The following is a 19,206-nucleotide window of genomic DNA, read 5'->3' as shown; positions in this document are numbered from 1 at the left end:
CAAAATCCAGCATGATCGATTTAATCAATAGCCAAATTGGCTCTTTTATTTCTAGCCATGTTGGCCTATAATCAACCACGCTCCACAAGATTGAAGATAGCTGAGCTTTTTTAATAAAAAATTTAATATCTGGCTAGCTGGATAACATTTGGGTGTGTTGACGGAGGGAGGCATGCACGATCAGTCCAATCTTGCTTGGATGCCGTAAAACTGATCGCCGCTGGAATTATTCTTTAATTATTAGGTTTATTTGTATGCATTACCAAAATATGTTATGTATTGGCGATAGCCAAACTTTTGGCGCACGTTCGTATGGTTGTTATCCATTGCACCTCGCCCAAATGCTAACCCAGCGCACGCCCTATCAATGGCGCACAATTAATCGCAGTGTTAATGGCTATACTGCGCGCAACCTGTGGTTTAAATTAAATGAAGAAATTGATACAATCAACGATACCTTTCAATCGTGTTTATTAATTGGCACCAACGATGTCGGCAATAATACCCCAATTGATCTTTTTGAAGAATATTATCGCCAAATTATTCGTACATTAGTCATTAAAGGCCATAAAGCAGTGTTTTGCGGCGAGATTCCGCCGATTTATGCTGATGGGCATATTTTCTTTACCAAAGAAACCGTCGAACGGCGCAAGCAATACAACAGCGTCATTGGCAAAGTGGTGGCCGAATTTAGCAAAGCGATCTGGGTGCCAATGGTTGGCTTGAATCGCGAATGTTATGTCGACCCAGTTCACTTCAACGAAGATGGCAATCGGCGGGTAGCAGAATCGTTCTGTGAGGTGATTGTAAATTTATGAAAATAGGAATTGTGCTTGGCACGCGGCCTGAAGTGATGAAGAATTATGCGATTGTGCAAGCGCTGCGGGCAGCAGAAGTGCCATTTGTGGTGCTGCACACCAACCAACATCACGACCATTTATTACAAGCAGCGATTTTTGGCCAAATGGGCTACACGCCCGACGAGATTTTTCCTGGCGATTACAGCATTGGCGCAGCGATTGACTGGGTGCGCGGCCAAATTCAACGCCATGCAATCGACCTTATTTTGGTCAATGGCGATACGGCGGCGGCCTTGGTTGGGGCGATTGCGGCGGTCTATTCTGATGTTGGTTTGGCCCATGTCGAGGCTGGCTTGCGGGCCTTCGATAAACGCATGTACGAAGAGCGCAACCGGATTATGGTCGATGGCGCAGCCCATTATTTGTTCTCGTATACCCAATATCAAGCAGATTATTTGGCCAAAATTCCCGATTTGCGCGGGCGCATTTTCAACATTGGCAACACGACTGTTGATTTGATTCACGATTTTGCCCATGAACTTACGCCACGCCGCAACGATAACTATGCCTACATCACCTTGCATCGCAAAGAATTTACCGATAGCCGCGAGCTGATGGAGCAGGTTTTCAGCACGATCAACGAGCTAGCGCTTGAATTCGATGCCATGATTTTCCCGATGCATCCGCGCACGCGAGCGGCGATGGAACAATATGGTTTGAGCATGGAATTGCTGAATCGGGTGCAGGTGATTGATCCGGTTGAGCCATTTGAGTCATTGGCCTATGAAAAATACGCCAACATTATCATCACCGATAGCGGCTGCATTCAAGAGGAAGCCTACATTTTTGGCGTGCCGTGTGTGACCGTGCGCGACAACACCGAGCGACCAGAAACCATCGAATCGGGCGCGAATGTAGTAACTGGTTTTGCGCCTGAGGCAATTGTATCGGCGGTGCGTAACCAGCGAGCCAAAAAAGGCCAGCAATTTGCGGCGGTCTATGGCGAGCGTGGGGTTGGCCAACGGATCGTTGCATGCTTGCAAGAGCATTTTCGCAGCTGGTCAGATTACTAAAATTTAGTAAATTTGACGCAGCGCATTACAAAATAGCTTGCTAGAATCGGCTAAAAACGCATCCCCCGTGGATGCGTTTTCGTTTATAATTGAAGTGAATTGAATTAATCATCACTTGAGAACTTTAGGTCACTGTTTCGCCAAAGATGCCGACGCGGTGTTCCGCACTTACACGAGGTCATCAATGCGCCGAACCAAGATTGTTGCCACGCTAGGGCCTGCCTGCGACACTGAGGAAAAAATAACAGCGTTGGCATTAGCGGGAATGAATGTTGCTCGCTTAAATTTCTCCCATGGTACTCATAACGACCATTCAGAACGCATTCGGCTCTTGCGTCAAATTTCAATTAAGCTCAATCGCCCAATTGCGGTCTTGCAAGACTTGCAAGGGCCAAAAATTCGGACTGGCAAATTAGTTGATAAACAACCAATCAAACTCACAACTGGCGAAAGCTTTGTGATTACGATTGAAAATGAAGTTGGGCGAGTTGGGCGGGTCAACACCACCTACAAAAATCTCCCCAGCGACTGTAAGCCAGGCGATCGGATTTTGCTTTCTGATGGTTTGATTGAACTGCGAGTGCAAGAGTGTACCGCCACTGAAGTCATTACCGAGGTAGTAACTGGTGGGATGTTGCGCGAAAACCAAGGCATCAACTTGCCTGGAGTCGATGTCAGCGCCCCTGCCATGACTGAAAAAGATCGTGAGGATTTGATCTTTGGCTTGCATGAAGGAGTCGATTACGTTGCGATTTCGTTTGTGCGCCGCGCCGAAGATGTGCAATTAGTCAAGCAAGAAATTACTGGCGCTGGCTATCACACGCCAGTCATCGCCAAAATCGAAAAGCCCGAAGCTGTCGATAATATTGAATCGATTGTGGCCGTTGCCGATGGGATCATGGTTGCTCGTGGCGACTTGGGCGTGGAAATGCCGCCAGAAGAAGTGCCATTGATTCAAAAACGCATTATCGCTGCCGCCAATCGGGTGGGGATTCCGGTGATCACCGCAACCCAGATGCTCGAATCGATGATTGTTAATCCACGGCCAACCCGCGCTGAAGCCAGCGACGTGGCGAATGCAATTCTCGACGGCACCGATGCGGTTATGTTGAGTGGCGAAACCGCGAATGGCGCATATCCAGTTGAAGCTGTGACGATTATGGCGCGGATTGCCGAAGTGACTGAGCGTGGCGCACCACCACGTGATGCTCTACAACGCAACGCTTCGGATGCGCCAGAAACCTATTCGCACGCAATTAGCCATGCTGCTTGCGCAATTGCCGAATCGATCGATATTGCAGCGATTGTGGCCTTTACATCGTCGGGCTTTACCGCGCATTTGGTTGCGCGCGACCGGCCACGCGTGCCGATTATTGCCATGACCCACGAATACGATGTCTACCATCGTTTGGCCTTGCTGTGGGGCGTTGAAGCGCTCCTTTGCCCATTTGTCACGCGGCTTGACGATTTGAGCAACTTAGCCCGCGCGATTATGATCGAGCGCCAAGTTATCAAGCCAGGCGATTCGGTGGTAATTACCGGTGGTCACCCCTTGGCAGTGCGTGGCACAACCAACTTCCTCAAGATTCTTTCGATCTAAAAAACACGAGGCCGCTCAGGATTGAGCGGCCTCATGCTTTAATCATTAAACTTAGCGCATGGCAAATGGCGCATAGACTGTATAGGTTGGTGCAACCCAACTTGGCTCGCCATAATTCCACGCCGCAATGCTCGATGATTCATAGGTATTGCCAACCATATCAAACACGCCACTCAAATACATGCGGGTTGGCGTGGCAACTAATGCATTAACCAAGAAGTTGGCTGCATAAGCCTCGCGCTGCTGAACTCCGCCACCAACACTATTCCAAACTCCGTTCCAGCGCAGGATGCCAGGGCTAAGCACGCTGCCAGTCACACCGTTGAATTTGCCAGCAACATACAAACCATCAGCGCCCATTTCCAGGTCATGGATGGTACCGTTAATCACGCCATTCAAGGCCGACCAGCGCGAGCCATTCCAATAAGCAATTTTTTGGGCATCTATGCCAGCAATGTTGCTAAATGTGCCCGCCACGTAGAGGCCCTCAGCGCTAGCCTCAAGCTTTTGAATACTGCTCACACCAGTGATGATGGTGTGCCATTGCGCGCCATCCCAGCGGGCCACTTGCGCGCCGTCGCTAATATAGACAACGCCGTTCAAGGCTTCAACCACAGTCACTTGATCAAATGAGGCAGGCGCAGCAAAGGCTTGCCATTGACCGTTATCCCAAATGATCAAGTTGGCACTATCTACCCCAGCGAATTGGCTAAAATCGCCAGCTACGTAGAGTTTTGCTTGGTCACGGGCAATGCCAAGGACTGGTTGATCACTTACTGGATTCCAAGTTGGCGAAATTGAATTGGTGCGATACAGTTTGGGATTTTGCATGAGGAAGATTGTATCGCTGAACACTTCCAATTGGCGAGCTATCTCTCCATATTGAGAATCAATGGGTTGCTCAATCAGCGATTGCCAACCAGCCGCAGCATCAAAACGAATTAATGAACTGCGGCCAGTGCTCCACATTGAGCTAAAGGGCGAGTAGCCATAGATCGTTTCGCCAAGATTACTGAGAGCCAGCGGCCCCCCATACAGCCCATTAGGAGTCATCGATTCCCAATGATCAGCCCGCCAGACCAGCCGATTCACACCACGATACTGACCATTAATGACTAAATCGCCCAAGGCATACATTTCGTTCTCAAACTCAACTAACGAATATTTGGGAAATTGAATCCAACTATAATGAATGTACCGAGCTTGCCCCAGTACTGTCCAATTTGTACCATTCCAATAATGGAGCGGTACATTAGTATAATTGACATGGCCTAAGGCATACAGGCCATCAGCCCGCATAAGCAGACTTTCAACCCGATTCGGAACACCATTACCAAAGCTATTCCAGTTTGTGCCATTCCAGGCAGCAATATTATGCAGTTGCAAGTTGGTGGTTGAAGTAAATGATCCCCCAATAAGCAACTGATCATCAGCAATTTGCAAATCCACAACTTGTCCAGTTACCCCACCGCCAACATCGTGCCATTGCGTGCCATCCCAGCGGACAATTCCACCTTGACTCTGCGAATTGATTGGCTGAATTGAACCGCCAGCATACAAGCCATCAGCAGCACTCAGCAAATTGAAGGCAAGTCCATCATAGCCAGTGCCAACCTCATTCCATTGGGTGCCATTCCAACGGGCAATATTTTGGTAGGCTTGGCCATCAATCACTAAAGGATAACTGCCTAAATAAAGCTCATTCTGGTGACTCGCCAATACTAGATGGCTAGCATTATCCACCACCGTGGCTAATCCAGTCCAAGTTGTGCCATCCCAATAGGCTAAGTCAATCTGTTGACCAGCAAGGATCAAAGAGCCAGCGGCATAGAGTTTATCCTGATGACCTACGATGGATTCAACATAGCCATCAAGCGTCCCTAACCTCAGCCATTGGCGGCCATCCCAATAGATTACCCCATTGGCTGATTGGTTACCTCTGATGTAGCGTTCAACAGAGCTAGCATAGAGTGTATCGTTCCAAACCAAGGGGTGTTGCAGGCCATAATCATCGGCATTTGCCCCAAAGGCAGCAAATTCGTTGCTCCACGAGCCGCCATTGTTGGCTTCGCTTGGTTGCATGGCTTGGGCTGGGCTGCTTTGGGTGCTCACCAACCAACTGCATAAGGCCAAAATGCCCAAAACACTTCCCCAACGCCGAATAATTCTCATTAGTAACATCCTCTCGATTAGAAGCATTAACATGGGTGCTGACGCTCGATAGGTCAACACCCACAGCAACATTAGCGGATTACCGCAGGCAAATAAACATCATGCAAGACGACGCTTGGGTTATTCCAAACATGCAGCCGCACTTGGGCTGTTGTCGTGAGCGCATGGATCGGGTCGCGCACGGTATAGGTTAAAGTATCAAGCCCAGTAAATTGAGGATATGGTCGATACACAATCTGGGTGCCGCTAATCGTAGCCGTACCATGGCTTGGTGGCGTAACGCTCACCAGTTGCAATTGGCTCGGCTGATCGCTCCAATCATTGGCCAGCACATTGACCGTCACTGCTTGTGGGCGATAGCTAATCGCATAGTCATTTTTGGCGCGAATCAAAGGCTCGTTGCCATATGCCCACGCGGCAAAGCGAAATGACTCATATTCGTTGCCAACCATATCAAAGTTTCCGTTGAGATACATATGGGTCGGGGTTGCCGCTAAGCGTTGAACAATTCCATTGTTGGTTCCAAATACATAGTGTTGCTTTTGCACCCCACCACCAACCCCATGCCACATTGCGCCATCCCAGCGCAAAATGCCACCGCTCACAATCCCATTGGTCAAGCCGCGAAAATTTCCAGCCACATACAGCCCATCAGCACCCATTTCCAGATCAAGAATTGAACCACTAATCGTCCCATTTAAGCCCGACCATGTGCTGCCATTCCAATAGGCGATTTGGGGGGCAAGAACGCCAGCAACGCTGCTAAATGTGCCTGCAATATAGACACCATCGGCGGTTGGCTCAATCTCACCAATATTGACGACATTCGAGGCAAGCATCGTCCATTGGGTATCATCCCAGCGTGCTAACTTAAAGCCATCGCTAATATAGATCTTGTTGCCATAGGTTTCGATAATTACTACTTTGTCGAATGAGGCTGGAGCATTGAAAGCCTGCCATTGGCTGCCATCCCATGTGACCAAATTATGCGCCGTTACGCCATTGAATTGAGCAAAATCACCGCCCACATACAAGCGGCTATTGGCTTTGGCCAGAGCCTGCACAACACGCTCAGCTCCAACTTGGTTCCATGTAGTAGTTCCATTTTGATATAAGGTATTGTTAGATACGACAAAAAAGCTTTGCTGAAATGATTCGAGTAATTGAACTGAATCTCTAATAAATGCTGTTTCCACGATCGGTTGCCAACGCTGATTGCTGCCAAAGCGGGCCAACGAAGCCTCACCATAGCCCCAAGAAAATTCTCCCCCAGCAACAAAGAGATCATCGCCATCGGTCGTCATGCTAAGATCGCCAAAGTTAGAAATCCCATTGGGATACATTGATTCCCACTGAGTGCCATTCCAACGCAAGGCTGAATTGCCCTGGTTTATTGGTTCAGATGCAGCACTCCTATAGGCGAGCATGCCAAAGAGATGTAACTGGTTATCATAAGTCACTAAGGTAGCGCTTGGAGGCAAAAACCAAAAAATAAGCTCGGAACTCATTCTAGAAAGATTAGCAAGTTTCGTCCATTGCGTGCCATTCCAGCGTTGAAATTCATAGGCATTCCCGCCAAGGGTCGTTGATTTGGTCAGAATGTACAAGTCATTATCAAAAAGCGCCACATTATGCACGCTACCGCCAACCCCATTGCCAAAGCTATTCCAACTCGTGCCATTCCATGCGGCAATATTCTTCAGCGTGGGTTCAAGCGTTGAGGTAAACTGACCACTAATATAGAGTTGGCTATCGGCCCATTCCAAATCGAAGACATAGCCATGCAGTCCACCGCCAACAGTTTGCCATTGACTACCATTCCAGTACAGGAGAGCTGTCTTTTGGCCATTGAACATAAAAGAACCACCAAGGTAGAGGCCATCGGGACGCACGAGTATCGTACAAACAATACCGTCAATTCCTTCGGCTGCTGCATGCCATTGCTCACCATCCCAACGCGCTAAAGTCCCATACGTTTGACCATCTATCCCTACGTTTTCGCCACCAACATACAATTGATTCGCATAACTAGCTACAAATAAAGGGCTATGTTGAATCAATTGCGTTGGCATGGCTGTCCACAACGTGCCATCCCAATAGGCAACGTTGATGGTTTTGCCAGCAAGAGTTAAGCGCCCAACAACATATAAACGTTCTTGATGAACAGTTAAGCCTTCAACAAAGCCACTTAATCCATCGAGCTTGATCCATTGCTGCCCATTCCAATAGCCAATGCCTGAATTCGAGCCCTGATGCCCATTTAAAATCGCATACAGCCTGCCATTCCATTCCATTGGCAACAGCGGGATAGAGCCATTGAGCGAACCGTCAGCCAAGAATTTTCCATATAAGCCAAAATCTTGGCTCCATGTGCCAGGATTACTTGGTTGTTGTGGTTCGACGGCGGCAACGGGTGCGGCTAGTTGTTGGATCATGCTCAGGCTAAATAGCATTAGCATGAACAAGCTGGCAATTTTTGGAAGTTTCGACATCAAATTCTCGCTTTGGGTTTCTATTGAGCGGCAAGCAACGTATACTTACCGCTCGATCTCAATTAATTATTTGCTGATATAGGGCAAGAAAAGTTGATAGCGGGCGCTATTGACAGTAATCGTCCCCTCGGTCACACCACCATGGTCATCATCCAGCCGATAGCTGATGGTGGCCGTAAATGGATAGCTGGTTGGCGAATGATAGTACAATTGATTATCAATTATGTCGACTTCACCAACCGTAGCAATCGCCTGGCTGATCGTTAGTACATCGCCATTTATATCGTTCGCCTGCGTCAAAACATCAATCGTGGTTGTGCTCTGTGGTTGTACGGTCAGCGTCATTGGGCTAACGGTTGGCACATGATTCTGCACATCAATTAATACGATGCCAGAAGCTATGCTGCCACGGGTTACATTGCGCACCGTATAGTGCACTGATACAAGGCCTTGAAAACTCGCTGCTGGCAGATAATGCACTTGGTTGCCGCTAATCGTGGCCGTGCCATGGGCTGGTCTGTTGACTGAGACCAGTTGCAGTGGCTCGTTATTGACTGCCCAATCATTGGCCAAGACATCAATTCTGACCGCATGCGGGCGATAGGTGGTGGCGTTGTCATTCACCGCAACCACACTTGCATTGGTACTGTAGAGCTTAATCCGCGCGGTTTGTTGGCCGCCATGGCCATCACTGACCGTATAGGTCAGCGTATCGGTAAAGAATTGCTGTTGCTGGGGCGGGAGATAGCGCAACATATCAGCATCAATCTGCACGGTACCGCTCACAGCTCTGGCGTGGGTGATTGTCAACGGATCACCATTTAAATCAACCAGCCCATTCAGGGGGAAAAAGATCGTTTCATCAACGGGCTGCACCTGTCGCTCTTTGTCGGCAATGAAGGGAAAGTGATTCCAGACCTGCACCCGCACTTGGGCGGTGGTCGTAACGGCATTCAGCGGGTCGCGTACGGTATAGGTGAAGGTATCGGTGCCTTGGAATTGGGCCGCGGGGGTATAAACAATGTTGGTTCCATTGATCGCTACACTGCCATTGCTTGGTGGCGTAACGCTTACCAGTTGCAATTGGCTAGGCTGATCGCTCCAATCATTGGCCAGTACATTGACCGTAACCGGCTGTGGCCGATAGGTAATTGCATAATCAGGTTTGGCTTTGATCAAGGGTTCGTTGCCATATTCCCATGCGGCAATATTGTAGGATTCATACTGATTGCCAACCCTGACGAAGTTCCCATGCATCAGCATGCGAGTTGGGGTTGCCGCGAGGCTATAAACTTTGCCAGGAAGGGTAGACACCATTATAGATTGAACTCCACCAGCGAGACCATGCCATGCAGTCCCATCCCAGCGTAGAATGCCACCGCTCACAATCCCATTAGTTATCCCACGGAAACTGCCAGCCACATACAACCCATCAGCACCCATTGCCAGATCATGAATTGCGCCATCAATCACACCAGATAAGCCCGACCATGTTGTGCCGTTCCAATAGGCGATTTTCGACGCACTTACGCCAGCGACGCTGCTAAATGTGCCAGCGATGTACACCCCATCAGCGGTTGGCTCAATCTCACCAATATTGACCACATTGGTGGCCAAGGTCGTCCACTGCGTCCCATCCCAGCGGGCAATTTGAAAGCCATCGCTGATATAGACCGCATTGCCCTGGGCTTCGACAATCACAACCCGATCAAAACTGGCAGGCGTATTTAAGGCTTGCCATTGGCTACCATTCCAGGTCACAAGGTTGCGCGCTGTTACGCCATTGAATTGCTCGAAATCACCAGCAACGTACAACAGATTATTGGCTTGAGCCAGCGAATGAACTGTCGCCGTGACAGCTTGCGTCCATGTATTGTTATTATTGTCAGCTTGATACAGCGTGGATTGGTAGAGCCCAAAAAAGGTTTGCTGATACTTCTGGAGCGCCTGAGCATAAGAAAGATTTGGTTGATGGGTACGCGCAAGTAATGATTGCCATTGATTGCTTGGATTTAGATGCGCTAAGGTCGAAGAGAATGTGCCCCAAACTATTTGTTCGAAAGCAACATAGAGATCCTCATTGTCAGTGGTGAGAACTGCTGTTCGGTCTGAAGACCCACTACCTTCAATCCCGTTTGGAGTCATCGATTCCCAATGGTCATCGACCCAACGCAACGTCGCCTGACCCTTGATATATTGGGTGGAATTAGGGATAGGGTGCCACGAAATCATTGGGCCAAAGGCCAGTAATTCTTGGTTGTAATTCAACAGCACCGCATCGGGGTAACGAGGCCAATTATAGGAGCCTGTGTAGTGGGAACTCATGGTTGAAAGAGTTGTCCATTGAGTTGTATCCCAACGCAGCAACTGAAAATTACTTGATCTGCTGAGCGCATATAATTCGCCATCGACCATCGCCAAATTATGGGTTGGGTTACTAATTCCATTCCCAATACTATTCCAAGCAGTACCATCCCAAGTTGCTACATTTTTGATTGATGGTTGGAGCGTCGAGGTAAATTGACCGCTGATATAGAGTTGGTTATTGAACTCTTTGAGATCGTAAACCAAACCATAGAAGCCCTCACCAACTAGTGTTAGCTGCGTATCAGTTACCCGTAAAACACCACTTCTTTTGCCATTCATGACGAATACGCCATGCAGATACATGCCATCAGGACGTAATAAGAAACCTACTACCCAGCCTTGCAACTCATTGTTAATAGTCTGCCACGTAACCCCATCCCAACGGGCGACAATGCCATGGGCTTGGCCATCAATCACGATTTTGCTTCCACCAAGATAGAGTTGATTCTCGTGACTGGCTAAAAGTAAGTAGGAATCGTTGTTAAGTCGATAGGGCAAGGCTGTCCACAGCTGCCCATCCCAATAGGCAATATTGACATCTTTGCCGCCAAGCTTCAAGCCCCCAGCAGCATACAGCTTATTTTGATGCACTGTTACCGAATGAACGAAGCCATCAAGGCCTTCAAGTTTCAGCCACTGCTGGCCATTCCAATAGCCAACCCCGCTCCCGGTAGAGTTGGAGCTATACGTGGTAATGCCCGCATACAGCATGCCATTCCATTCAATTGGGCGGCTTGGCATATACGATATATTTATTCTTAATGGTGAGGCAAAGGCTTGGCTCCATGTGCCAGGGCTGCTTGGTTGTTGTGGCTCAACGGCGGCAACGGGTGCAACAGGTTGTTGAATTATGCTCAAGCCAAGCACGATCAGCATGCACAGGCTAGCTATTTTTTGCAGCTTCGACATCGACATTCTCTCCTTGGTTGGATGCGCAGCGGCAAGCAACGGATGCTTGCCGCTCGCTTTGGTTATTTGCTGGTATAGGGCAAATAGAGCTGATATGGTGCGCCATTGATGAGAATCGTTGCCTCGCTTGAACCACCATGGCCATCACTTATGCTATAGCTGATCATCGCGCTTGATAGGGCGCGATCTGGCGCACGATAGCGCAGTTGATTATCGATTATGTCGACTATGCCAGCAGTAGCACTTGCGTTAGTAATCGTCAATTGATCGTTATTCAAATCAACTAGCCCTGCCAAAACATCAATTGTGGTTGTGCTATTTGGTTGCACGCTGATCGTGATTGGGCTAGGGGTTGGCATATGATTTTGCACTTCAATCGTCAGATAGCCAGTGGTAGTAATGCCACGCAATGGATTACGCACGCGATAGCTCACGGTCGTTGTCCCCTGAAAATCGACGTTTGGCGTAAAAAGCAGTTTGGTTCCACTAATCGTAGCCGTGCCATCGCTACTTGCGGTAACTAATGCAAGCTGTAATGGCCCATTATCAATCGTCCAGTCATTGGCCAGCACATCAACGCTGACCGGCTGTGGACGATAGGTTGTGGCATAATCAGGCGCAGCAGTAATTGGCTGGGTAGAGCCATAGTTCCAAGCAGCAATCTTGGCTGATTCATAGCGCTTGCCAACGCTATCGAAGCTACCAACCGCATACATTCTGCTTGGTGTAGCAGCTAAGTGGGTCACGCTGATGGGAGTCTGCGGCGTATAACGATATTGCACGCCACCGCCAACACTCTGCCAAACCCCATTCCAGCGCAGAATGCCTGGGCTAACCACACCATCGGTAATGCCGCTAAACGAGCCTGCCACATATAGGCCATCGCGCCCAAGCTCAAGATCGTTGATTGGGCCATTGATCACACCAGTTAAAGCTGACCATTGCGAGCCATTCCAAGCAGCGATTTTTGCTGCATTCACCCCAGCGATGCTGCTAAATGTGCCAGCAACATACACGCCGCTTGCGCTTGGCTCAATTTGGGTAATCTGATTAACTCCAGTTGCCAGCGTTTGCCATTGCGCGCCATCCCAACGAGCCAGTTGTGAGCCATCGCTAATATAGACATGGTTGCCATAGCCCTCGACGATTGTGACTCGATCAAACGCTGCTGGCGCATTCAAGGCTTGCCATGTTGTGCCATCCCAAACTACAAGGTTGTGAGCTGTCACAGCATTGAATTGCTCAAAATCGCCAGCCACATACAAGCGGTTATTGGCTTGAGCCAGCGAATGAATTTGGGCCGTTGAAAGCAACTCAGCCGTATCGCTGATAACCTCATGCAAACCATTTTCGATTCGTACAAACAACGAGTTTTGGTAGGCTTCAGCTTCGTAGAGCGAAAAAGGTGATTGGCTATTGGGCGGCAATACGGTTCGCCATGATTGCCCAGCTACAAATGTCGCTAATGTTGCTTGACCATTGCCCCAATAAAGATTCGAGCCTGCGGTGTAGACTGTTTCGCCGCTCGTGGCGAGCATAGTCGGCTGTTGGTCACGATCCTTAACAACTAGCCCATTGGGAGTCATCGATTCCCAATGCTCAACATTCCACGCTAATGCCATCGAACCTTGGCTCAATTGAGTAGGGCTAGGATAAGGAAATGTTATCGAGCCAAAAGCTAAAAGTCGATCTTGATAGTTCAATAACCCAACATCAGGATAACGAAGCATGTCTATTGCCGATATTCCTACAATCGTTGTTGCAAGGCTTACCCAAGCGCTGCCATTCCAGCGTTGCAATCGATGGCCAGCGCTCGTATCATCAGTTCGGCTAATCGTATACAGCGTATCATCTAAGAATGCAATACTATGCACTTGGTTGCTAATTCCATTGCCAAAACTATCCCAGCTTGTGCCATTCCAGGACGCAATATTGTTGATCGCAGGATTAAGCGTTGAAGTAAACATGCCGCCAACATACAGCTGATCATTGGCCCATTCGAGATCTATCACCAAACCCGTTAATGGGCTGCCAACCTCGTGCCATTGGCTGCCATCCCAACGCATCACACTTTGGCGTTGGCCATTCTCAGGGAATAGTGTCCCACCAACATATAAGCCATCGGGGCGCACAAGGGTTGTGAGGATCATGCCCTGCACGCCAAGATCGGTATCGTGCCATTGCGTGCCATCCCAACGCGCCAAATGCTCAATTGCTTGCCCATCAAGCGTAAACGGATTGCCACTCGCGAGATATAGTTGGTTGTTATAGCTTGCAAGCGTCACGGATAGGCTATAAGAGATCTGGTTGGGCATGGCCGTCCAAGTGGTTCCATCCCAATAGGCCATACTAATCGGCGAGTCAGCTAAATTGAGCTTGCCATAGGCGTAGAGCTTATTTTGATGCCAAGTGATCGCAATCGCGCGGCCTTCGAGGTTGCCGATTTGTAGCCATTGCTTGCCATTCCACGCAGCCACGCCATGGTTATACATGCCTGAATAGAGGGTGGTATTCCATTCGATTGGGCGTAGCGGATAATCATTCACCTCGGAGCGGTCATAGACTGCAAATTCATCGCTCCAAGTGCCTTCAATTTGTGGTTGATTGGTTGCTTGCGGAATCTGAGGCTGTTGGGCGGTCGCCGCAGGGACAATCGTACATAATCCTAAGCACAATCCAACGATCAAACGCTTCAGGTTCATCTCCATCTCCATTAATTGCATAAAGATAGCTATTGGTTTAGACCACTAGGCTAAACCAGCAGGTCGCTGGGTAAGTTCAGTTTGCGCGCGACAAGGCAAAGAGATTATAGTTTAGGGGAAATCTCTCATGATCAAGCATAGCAACTTTAGGCTAAAGCAACAATGGGTCAAAAGGTGTATCAGCTGGTTAGGGTTAGCCCAATCTATGGGTGAGTTTGGGTGGAGCATGGCGCTGCAAATTCAAAAGAAACCGCTATAATAAGGGCAGCTTTAAAGTACTGTTGATTGTTGCGTCCCGAGAGCAAGCTCAAAGCAAGCACAAAATCACAACCGTTGAGGAATTAATACATGACAGATTCGCTCTTTGATGCAGAACGTGATCCGTTTGCCGATATGCGCAACGCTTTAGAAACTGCGCAACGTGAACGGAAAAATATTTTAGTCGAGCTTGGTGGCGATTGGTGTATTTGGTGTCATCGTTTAGATGCGTTTATCAATGCCCATCCCCAATTGCGCTATTTGCGCGACATCCATTATGTTGCGGTCAAAGTTTTAGTTGGCGATGATGAGCAAAAAAATAAAACCTTTTTAGAACATTTGCCAGGCTTCGATGGCGTACCGCATATTTTTATCTACAACAGTCGTGGCCAATTGCTGTGCTCGCAAGATACCAGCGTTTTAGAAGAAGGCGAGAGCTACCACTTTGGGCGCGTCCGCGAGTTTTTGAGCCGTTGGTCTGAGCCGCGGCTAACACCCTACGATGCCTTAGATACCGCCGAACTCAAACGCTTGGTCGAGCACTATTATTTTGGTGAAACTGCCAATCGTATTACCCCAAGCGCCTAAACAAGCCCAATTTAATTGACGAATGCGAGGGCTTGTTCTACCATGCGCCGCGCAAAGGAGTTTATATGCGTGTGTTGATCCTTGGGGCAAGCGGCCAACTTGGCAGCGAGCTGACCAAAACGTTTGCCGACCATCAATTATTCGTACCCAGCCACCAAGAACTTGATTTAAGCCAACCAACAGCGCGCGCTGCGATTAATCAGCTTGCGCCAGATTTGGTCTTGTTGCCAGCAGCCTTCACCAATGTCGATGGCTGTGCGCTCGATCCTGCACGGGCCTTTCGCGAAAATACGCTGGGGCCAAAATATGCAGCCCTTGCCTGCCGCGATCGCGATATTCCACTAGTCTATGTCAGCACCAACGAGGTATTTAGCGGCAATAGCCAACAAGCCTATAGCGAATACGATCAGCCAGCGCCGATCAATGCCTATGGGCGCTCAAAATGGGGGGGCGAGCAGGCAGTCTTGCAGCATGCGCCCAATGTTTTTATCACGCGGGTTGCTTGGTTGTTTGGCGGCCAGCGCAACTTTGTGCGCACCATCGCCCGTTTAGGCCGCGAACGACTGCAAACCGGCGAACCATTGCGCGTCGTGACCGACGAGGTTGGCACGCCTACCCATGCCGCCGAGGCCGCGTGGGCAATTCGCCAATTGGTCGATAGCAATATTCCTGGGATCTATCACGTCGTCAATGAAGGTGCTTGTTCGCGCCATGAACTTGCTTGCGCCGTCTTAGCAGCAGCCGGCATCGACCTGCCAGTAGAGCCAATTAGCTCAGCAGAATTTAGTCGGCCAAGCAGCCCACCGCCATTTTCTGCGCTCAGCAATAATGCAGCAGCAGCCATGGGCATTCGCTTGCGGCGCTGGCAAGCAGCGGTCATTGCCGCAGTTGCAGCCATCGACGAGCCAACTGAATGAGCCATAACATCGACATTCTGATACCCAATTATAACGGTGCGCAGTTATTAGCAGCCTGCTTGGATAGTTTGCGTCAACAAACCCGCAGCGATTTTCTGATCACGGTGATCGACGATGCCTCGCCAGATGGCAGCATTCCTGCTTTGCAAGCGACCTATCCTGAGGTTAACTGGCTAATTCAGCCGAGCAACCAAGGCTTTGTAGCCGCAGTCAATCGTGGGTTTCAGGCCACCAATGCACCGTGGGTCATTTTGCTCAACAACGATACCGAAGTTGGGCCAGATTTTGTTGCTGCATTAATCGACACGCTTGAGCGTTTTCCGGCCTATGATTTTGCTGCCGCCAAAATGTTGCTCTACAGCCAACCAGACCATTTGCACACGACAGGCGATGGCTACGATTGGAATGGCGTGCCATGGAGTCGCGGGGTTTGGCAGCCAGATCATGGCCAGTATGATGCAATTAGCGAGGTTTTTGGCCCATGCGCCGGCGCAGCAGCCTACAAACGTACCAGTTTGCAACAACTTGTCGATAACGCTGGCAACTTGCTCGATCCTTTGTTGGTGATGTATTGTGAGGATGTCGATCTCAATTTACGTGCTCGGCGCGCTGGAATGCGCACGCTGTTTGTGCCCCAAGCTCGCGTCTTACACCACCTGAGCGCGACTGGCGGTGGCGTGCGAGCCAGCTATTATTGTGGTCGAAATTTTATTGTGCTTTGGCTGCGCCATATGCCAATTCAAGCCTGGCCGCATGCCTTGCCAGCCTTTCTCTGGTCGCAACTCACGATTTTTGGCCAAGCACTCCGCCACTGGAGGGGAGAGGCCGCCCGCGCTCGCTTACGTGGGCAATGGGCTGGGTTGCGGCTCATTCCGCGCATTTGGCGTGAACGAAAGCTAGCCACAGCAGAAGCACAGCGGCTGCTTGCTTGGCTTGGACGATAGGAGTCCCCATGGCCCCGTATCTTTCGGTGGTAATTCCGGCCTATAACGAAGCCCGCCGACTACCACAAACCCTTCCTGTAGTTTTGCAATTTCTCAACGCCCAACCATGGTCATGGGAGTTATTGGTGGTTGATGATGGCAGTAGCGATCAAACGGTGGCAGTTGCTGAAGCAGCATGCAGCGCCTATGCTCAAGCACGAGTTATTCAAAATCCACATCGCGGCAAAGGCTACACCGTGCGCACTGGCATGACCCAAGCCAGCGGCGAGTATGTGCTCTTTTCCGATGCCGATTTGGCAGTGCCCATGAACGAATGGCCCAAACTCGAAGCCAAACTCCAACAACAATATGATATTGTAATTGCCTCGCGCGAGGGCGCAGGAGCCAGCCGCATCGACGAGCCATTTATGCGTCACCTGATGGGGCGAGTGTTCAACCTGATTGTGCGCGTTTTGGGCATTGGCAAGTTTCAAGATACCCAATGCGGTTTTAAAGTTTTCAGCCGCGAAGCCTCGCACGATGTCTTTGGCCGCATGCGCTTATATGACGATACAACCGAAGCACCCAAAGGTGCTGCCGTCACTGCCTTTGATGTTGAGGTGTTGTATTTGGCCTTGCGCCGTGGCTATAAAATTGCCGAAGTGCCCGTTACCTGGCGTTATGGCGAGGAAACCAAGGTCGATAATATTCGCGATTCGTGGCGCAATTTGCGCGATGTGATCAAAGTGCGCTGGAATGCACTCTCTGGCCAGTATCGCGATGTGAAAAATAAGAACATAGAGCATATTTTTTAACCACGAAGAGCACGAAGGCCAGAGGCTATTGGTTATCGGAACATTGGTTAGGATTCAAATCGATCTCCGATAGTCACTAGCCTCTAACTGTAATAGTTCATTAGGTTAACCATGGCTTGATCCCCTCACCCCAACCCCTCTCCCACGTGGCGGGCGAGGGGCTTTAATCCTGTGGTTCTGCCGCACTGCGTGGTGAACATGGGTGCTCCCCCTCGCCCGCGTGCAGTGAGAGAGGGAGCTGGGGGGTGAGGGGACACAGTTGCCAACCCAATGAACCAGTACAAATAGCCTCTAGCCCATAGCCATCCTAATATTCTGTCCTCACTTCATCCCTCATAATTCATCCTTGTATCTTAGCCAATCGTCGTTGTGCGTTCAGGCTCTGGCAAGCGCACCGTAATAAAGAAGGCTGGCAAGAGCAAACCAATCGCCGCAATCATCGCCCACGTTGGCGAGGTTAAGTCGGCGAGGCTACCAATAATTGGGTAGAGCACGCCCGAGGTTCCCCAAGCAAAGCCCATCATCATGGCGCTTGCAGTTGCAATATGTTGCGGCGCATACTCTTGGGCGGTCACAATCGAAACCGGAATATTCGCCATCACCATTGCCCCAACCACCGCCGTCAAGGGGTAATACCACCAATCCAAGGGCGACGACAAGACTAAGCCAATAAAGAGGGGAATTGTGCTCAAAATGCTAGAACGCAATACCACTGTGCGCCCAATTCGATCTGAAATTCGCCCGCCCACAATGCCACCAACCGCCGATGCAATGTTAAATACTGCCAAGGTTGGGCCAACATGAGCATCAGCCAGCGCCTGATCATAGCGATCACGCAGCATAAAGCCCAACAAACTACTATATGAAACGCTCGAAAGCGAGCGCAGTACGCTCATAAACCAGAGCCAACGCAATGGCCCTTGAAATACGCTGATATAATCGCGCAACGTTTTTGGTTGGCTACGATTTTGGGCCGCCGAAGGAATCAGCAAGAAGGTTATAATCCCAATCAGAATGCCAGCTGGCAGCAAATAGGGCAAGCTATTCAAATCAAACTGGGCAACAATTAAGGGGCCAAAGGCCATGCCCAACGTTCCACCAGCAGAGAAGATCGAAACAAACAAGCCACGTTGATTAGGGTTCGCGCCCATGGCGATGTAGGCAGCCCCAGCAGGGTGAAAAATTGCGCTGCCCAAACCGCCAAGCATAATCAACGCACCGAGCATAAAAAAGTTGGGCATATAGCCAATTAATGTTAGGCCAACTGCCGTCAGCACCGGGCCAAACGCCGCCAACCAGCGCCGATCAACATAATCGCCAACTGCGCCAAGCAATGGCTGAAGCATCGAGCCAGCAAACGATAAAATCGCCACCAAAATCCCAGTTTGGCCAATCGACACCTGATAGGTATCGCTAATGCTTGGCAGCAATGGCGAGAGCAATGAAGTCCACATATCATTCATGGCGTGTGAAAACGTCATCATCACCATGACCGAAAGGCCTGTCAGAGCGACAGCCTGCCCACTTGTCCGCGTTGCCATGCAGCCTCCAAAGCGCCTATGAAATTTCCCGCATATTAGGATAAGTATA

At 49.7% G+C, this 19,206-nt stretch carries 12 protein-coding genes; 7 read left to right on the top strand and 5 right to left on the bottom strand.

The genetic code is table 11. From position 1 onward, the window contains the following. Positions 1–254 precede the first annotated feature (254 nt). The 3 genes from ACFMKP_RS06900 (at position 255) to pyk (ending at position 3,473) form a co-directional block, all read left to right on the top strand. Positions 255–818: an SGNH/GDSL hydrolase family protein gene (locus ACFMKP_RS06900; RefSeq protein ID WP_110517158.1), complete on the top strand. Its 564-nt coding sequence runs from the start codon at positions 255–257 to the stop codon at positions 816–818. Then, entirely contained in the window at positions 815–1,873 is a 1,059-nt protein-coding gene (gene wecB, locus ACFMKP_RS06895; RefSeq protein WP_382290289.1) for a non-hydrolyzing UDP-N-acetylglucosamine 2-epimerase, read from the top strand. Before ACFMKP_RS06900 ends, wecB begins: the two co-directional genes overlap by 4 nt. Before the next feature lie 184 nt (positions 1,874–2,057). Next, a complete protein-coding gene (gene pyk, locus ACFMKP_RS06890) occupies positions 2,058–3,473 on the top strand; it encodes a pyruvate kinase (RefSeq protein WP_382290287.1) in 1,416 nt (471 codons plus the stop codon). Between the two features lie 51 nt (positions 3,474–3,524). Here pyk and ACFMKP_RS06885 read toward each other — a convergent pair whose 3' ends face one another. The 4 genes from ACFMKP_RS06885 to ACFMKP_RS06870 form a co-directional block, all read right to left on the bottom strand. Beyond that, positions 3,525–5,645, bottom strand: coding sequence for a hypothetical protein (locus ACFMKP_RS06885; protein ID WP_382290285.1), 2,121 nt, complete (start codon positions 5,643–5,645; stop codon positions 3,525–3,527). 71 nt (positions 5,646–5,716) lie between these two features. Next, on the bottom strand, positions 5,717–8,137 hold the full coding sequence (locus ACFMKP_RS06880) for an Ig-like domain-containing protein (RefSeq protein ID WP_382290283.1): 2,421 nt from the start codon (positions 8,135–8,137) through the stop codon (positions 5,717–5,719). Between the two features lie 66 nt (positions 8,138–8,203). Beyond that, complete coding sequence (locus ACFMKP_RS06875) at positions 8,204–11,413, bottom strand: Ig-like domain-containing protein (protein WP_382290281.1); 3,210 nt, start codon at positions 11,411–11,413, stop codon at positions 8,204–8,206. A gap of 62 nt (positions 11,414–11,475) precedes the next feature. Next, positions 11,476–14,115, bottom strand: coding sequence for an Ig-like domain-containing protein (locus ACFMKP_RS06870; RefSeq protein ID WP_382290279.1), 2,640 nt, complete (start codon positions 14,113–14,115; stop codon positions 11,476–11,478). Between the two features lie 348 nt (positions 14,116–14,463). Between ACFMKP_RS06870 and ACFMKP_RS06865 the strand changes: the two genes are divergently transcribed. The 4 genes from ACFMKP_RS06865 (at position 14,464) to ACFMKP_RS06850 (ending at position 17,616) form a co-directional block, all read left to right on the top strand. Next, complete coding sequence (locus ACFMKP_RS06865) at positions 14,464–14,961, top strand: thioredoxin family protein (RefSeq protein WP_204754500.1); 498 nt, start codon at positions 14,464–14,466, stop codon at positions 14,959–14,961. 65 nt (positions 14,962–15,026) lie between these two features. Then, positions 15,027–15,878, top strand: coding sequence for a dTDP-4-dehydrorhamnose reductase (gene rfbD / locus ACFMKP_RS06860; RefSeq protein ID WP_382290277.1), 852 nt, complete (start codon positions 15,027–15,029; stop codon positions 15,876–15,878). Then, entirely contained in the window at positions 15,875–16,822 is a 948-nt protein-coding gene (locus ACFMKP_RS06855; protein ID WP_382290275.1) for a glycosyltransferase family 2 protein, read from the top strand. The genes rfbD and ACFMKP_RS06855 overlap by 4 nt, the downstream gene beginning before the upstream one ends. A gap of 8 nt (positions 16,823–16,830) precedes the next feature. Next, a complete protein-coding gene (locus ACFMKP_RS06850) occupies positions 16,831–17,616 on the top strand; it encodes a dolichyl-phosphate beta-glucosyltransferase (protein WP_382290273.1) in 786 nt (261 codons plus the stop codon). Positions 17,617–17,969: 353 nt separating this feature from the next. Here the strand turns inward: ACFMKP_RS06850 and ACFMKP_RS06845 are convergent, their stop codons facing one another. Beyond that, complete coding sequence (locus ACFMKP_RS06845; protein ID WP_382290271.1) at positions 17,970–19,157, bottom strand: MFS transporter; 1,188 nt, start codon at positions 19,155–19,157, stop codon at positions 17,970–17,972. Positions 19,158–19,206 lie beyond the last annotated feature (49 nt).

Origin of the sequence: Herpetosiphon sp. NSE202, from assembly GCF_042688385.1 — a bacterium.
Taxonomy (GTDB): Bacteria; Chloroflexota; Chloroflexia; order Chloroflexales; family Herpetosiphonaceae; genus Herpetosiphon.
The sequence above is the reverse complement of the archived record's forward strand: the minus strand, read 5'-3'. Positions and strand labels throughout refer to the sequence as shown.

Bases quoted from the DNA above. Each gene is read 5' to 3' on its own strand.
- ACFMKP_RS06900 (WP_110517158.1), top strand. From the start codon at position 255: ATGCATTACCAAAATATGTTATGTATTGGCGATAGCCAAACTTTTGGC.
- wecB (WP_382290289.1), top strand. From the start codon at position 815: ATGAAAATAGGAATTGTGCTTGGCACGCGGCCTGAAGTGATGAAGAAT.
- pyk (WP_382290287.1), top strand. From the start codon at position 2,058: ATGCGCCGAACCAAGATTGTTGCCACGCTAGGGCCTGCCTGCGACACT.
- ACFMKP_RS06885 (WP_382290285.1), bottom strand. From the start codon at position 5,645: ATGAGAATTATTCGGCGTTGGGGAAGTGTTTTGGGCATTTTGGCCTTA.
- ACFMKP_RS06880 (WP_382290283.1), bottom strand. From the start codon at position 8,137: ATGTCGAAACTTCCAAAAATTGCCAGCTTGTTCATGCTAATGCTATTT.
- ACFMKP_RS06875 (WP_382290281.1), bottom strand. From the start codon at position 11,413: ATGTCGAAGCTGCAAAAAATAGCTAGCCTGTGCATGCTGATCGTGCTT.
- ACFMKP_RS06870 (WP_382290279.1), bottom strand. From the start codon at position 14,115: ATGAACCTGAAGCGTTTGATCGTTGGATTGTGCTTAGGATTATGTACG.
- ACFMKP_RS06865 (WP_204754500.1), top strand. From the start codon at position 14,464: ATGACAGATTCGCTCTTTGATGCAGAACGTGATCCGTTTGCCGATATG.
- rfbD (WP_382290277.1), top strand. From the start codon at position 15,027: ATGCGTGTGTTGATCCTTGGGGCAAGCGGCCAACTTGGCAGCGAGCTG.
- ACFMKP_RS06855 (WP_382290275.1), top strand. From the start codon at position 15,875: ATGAGCCATAACATCGACATTCTGATACCCAATTATAACGGTGCGCAG.
- ACFMKP_RS06850 (WP_382290273.1), top strand. From the start codon at position 16,831: ATGGCCCCGTATCTTTCGGTGGTAATTCCGGCCTATAACGAAGCCCGC.
- ACFMKP_RS06845 (WP_382290271.1), bottom strand. From the start codon at position 19,157: ATGGCAACGCGGACAAGTGGGCAGGCTGTCGCTCTGACAGGCCTTTCG.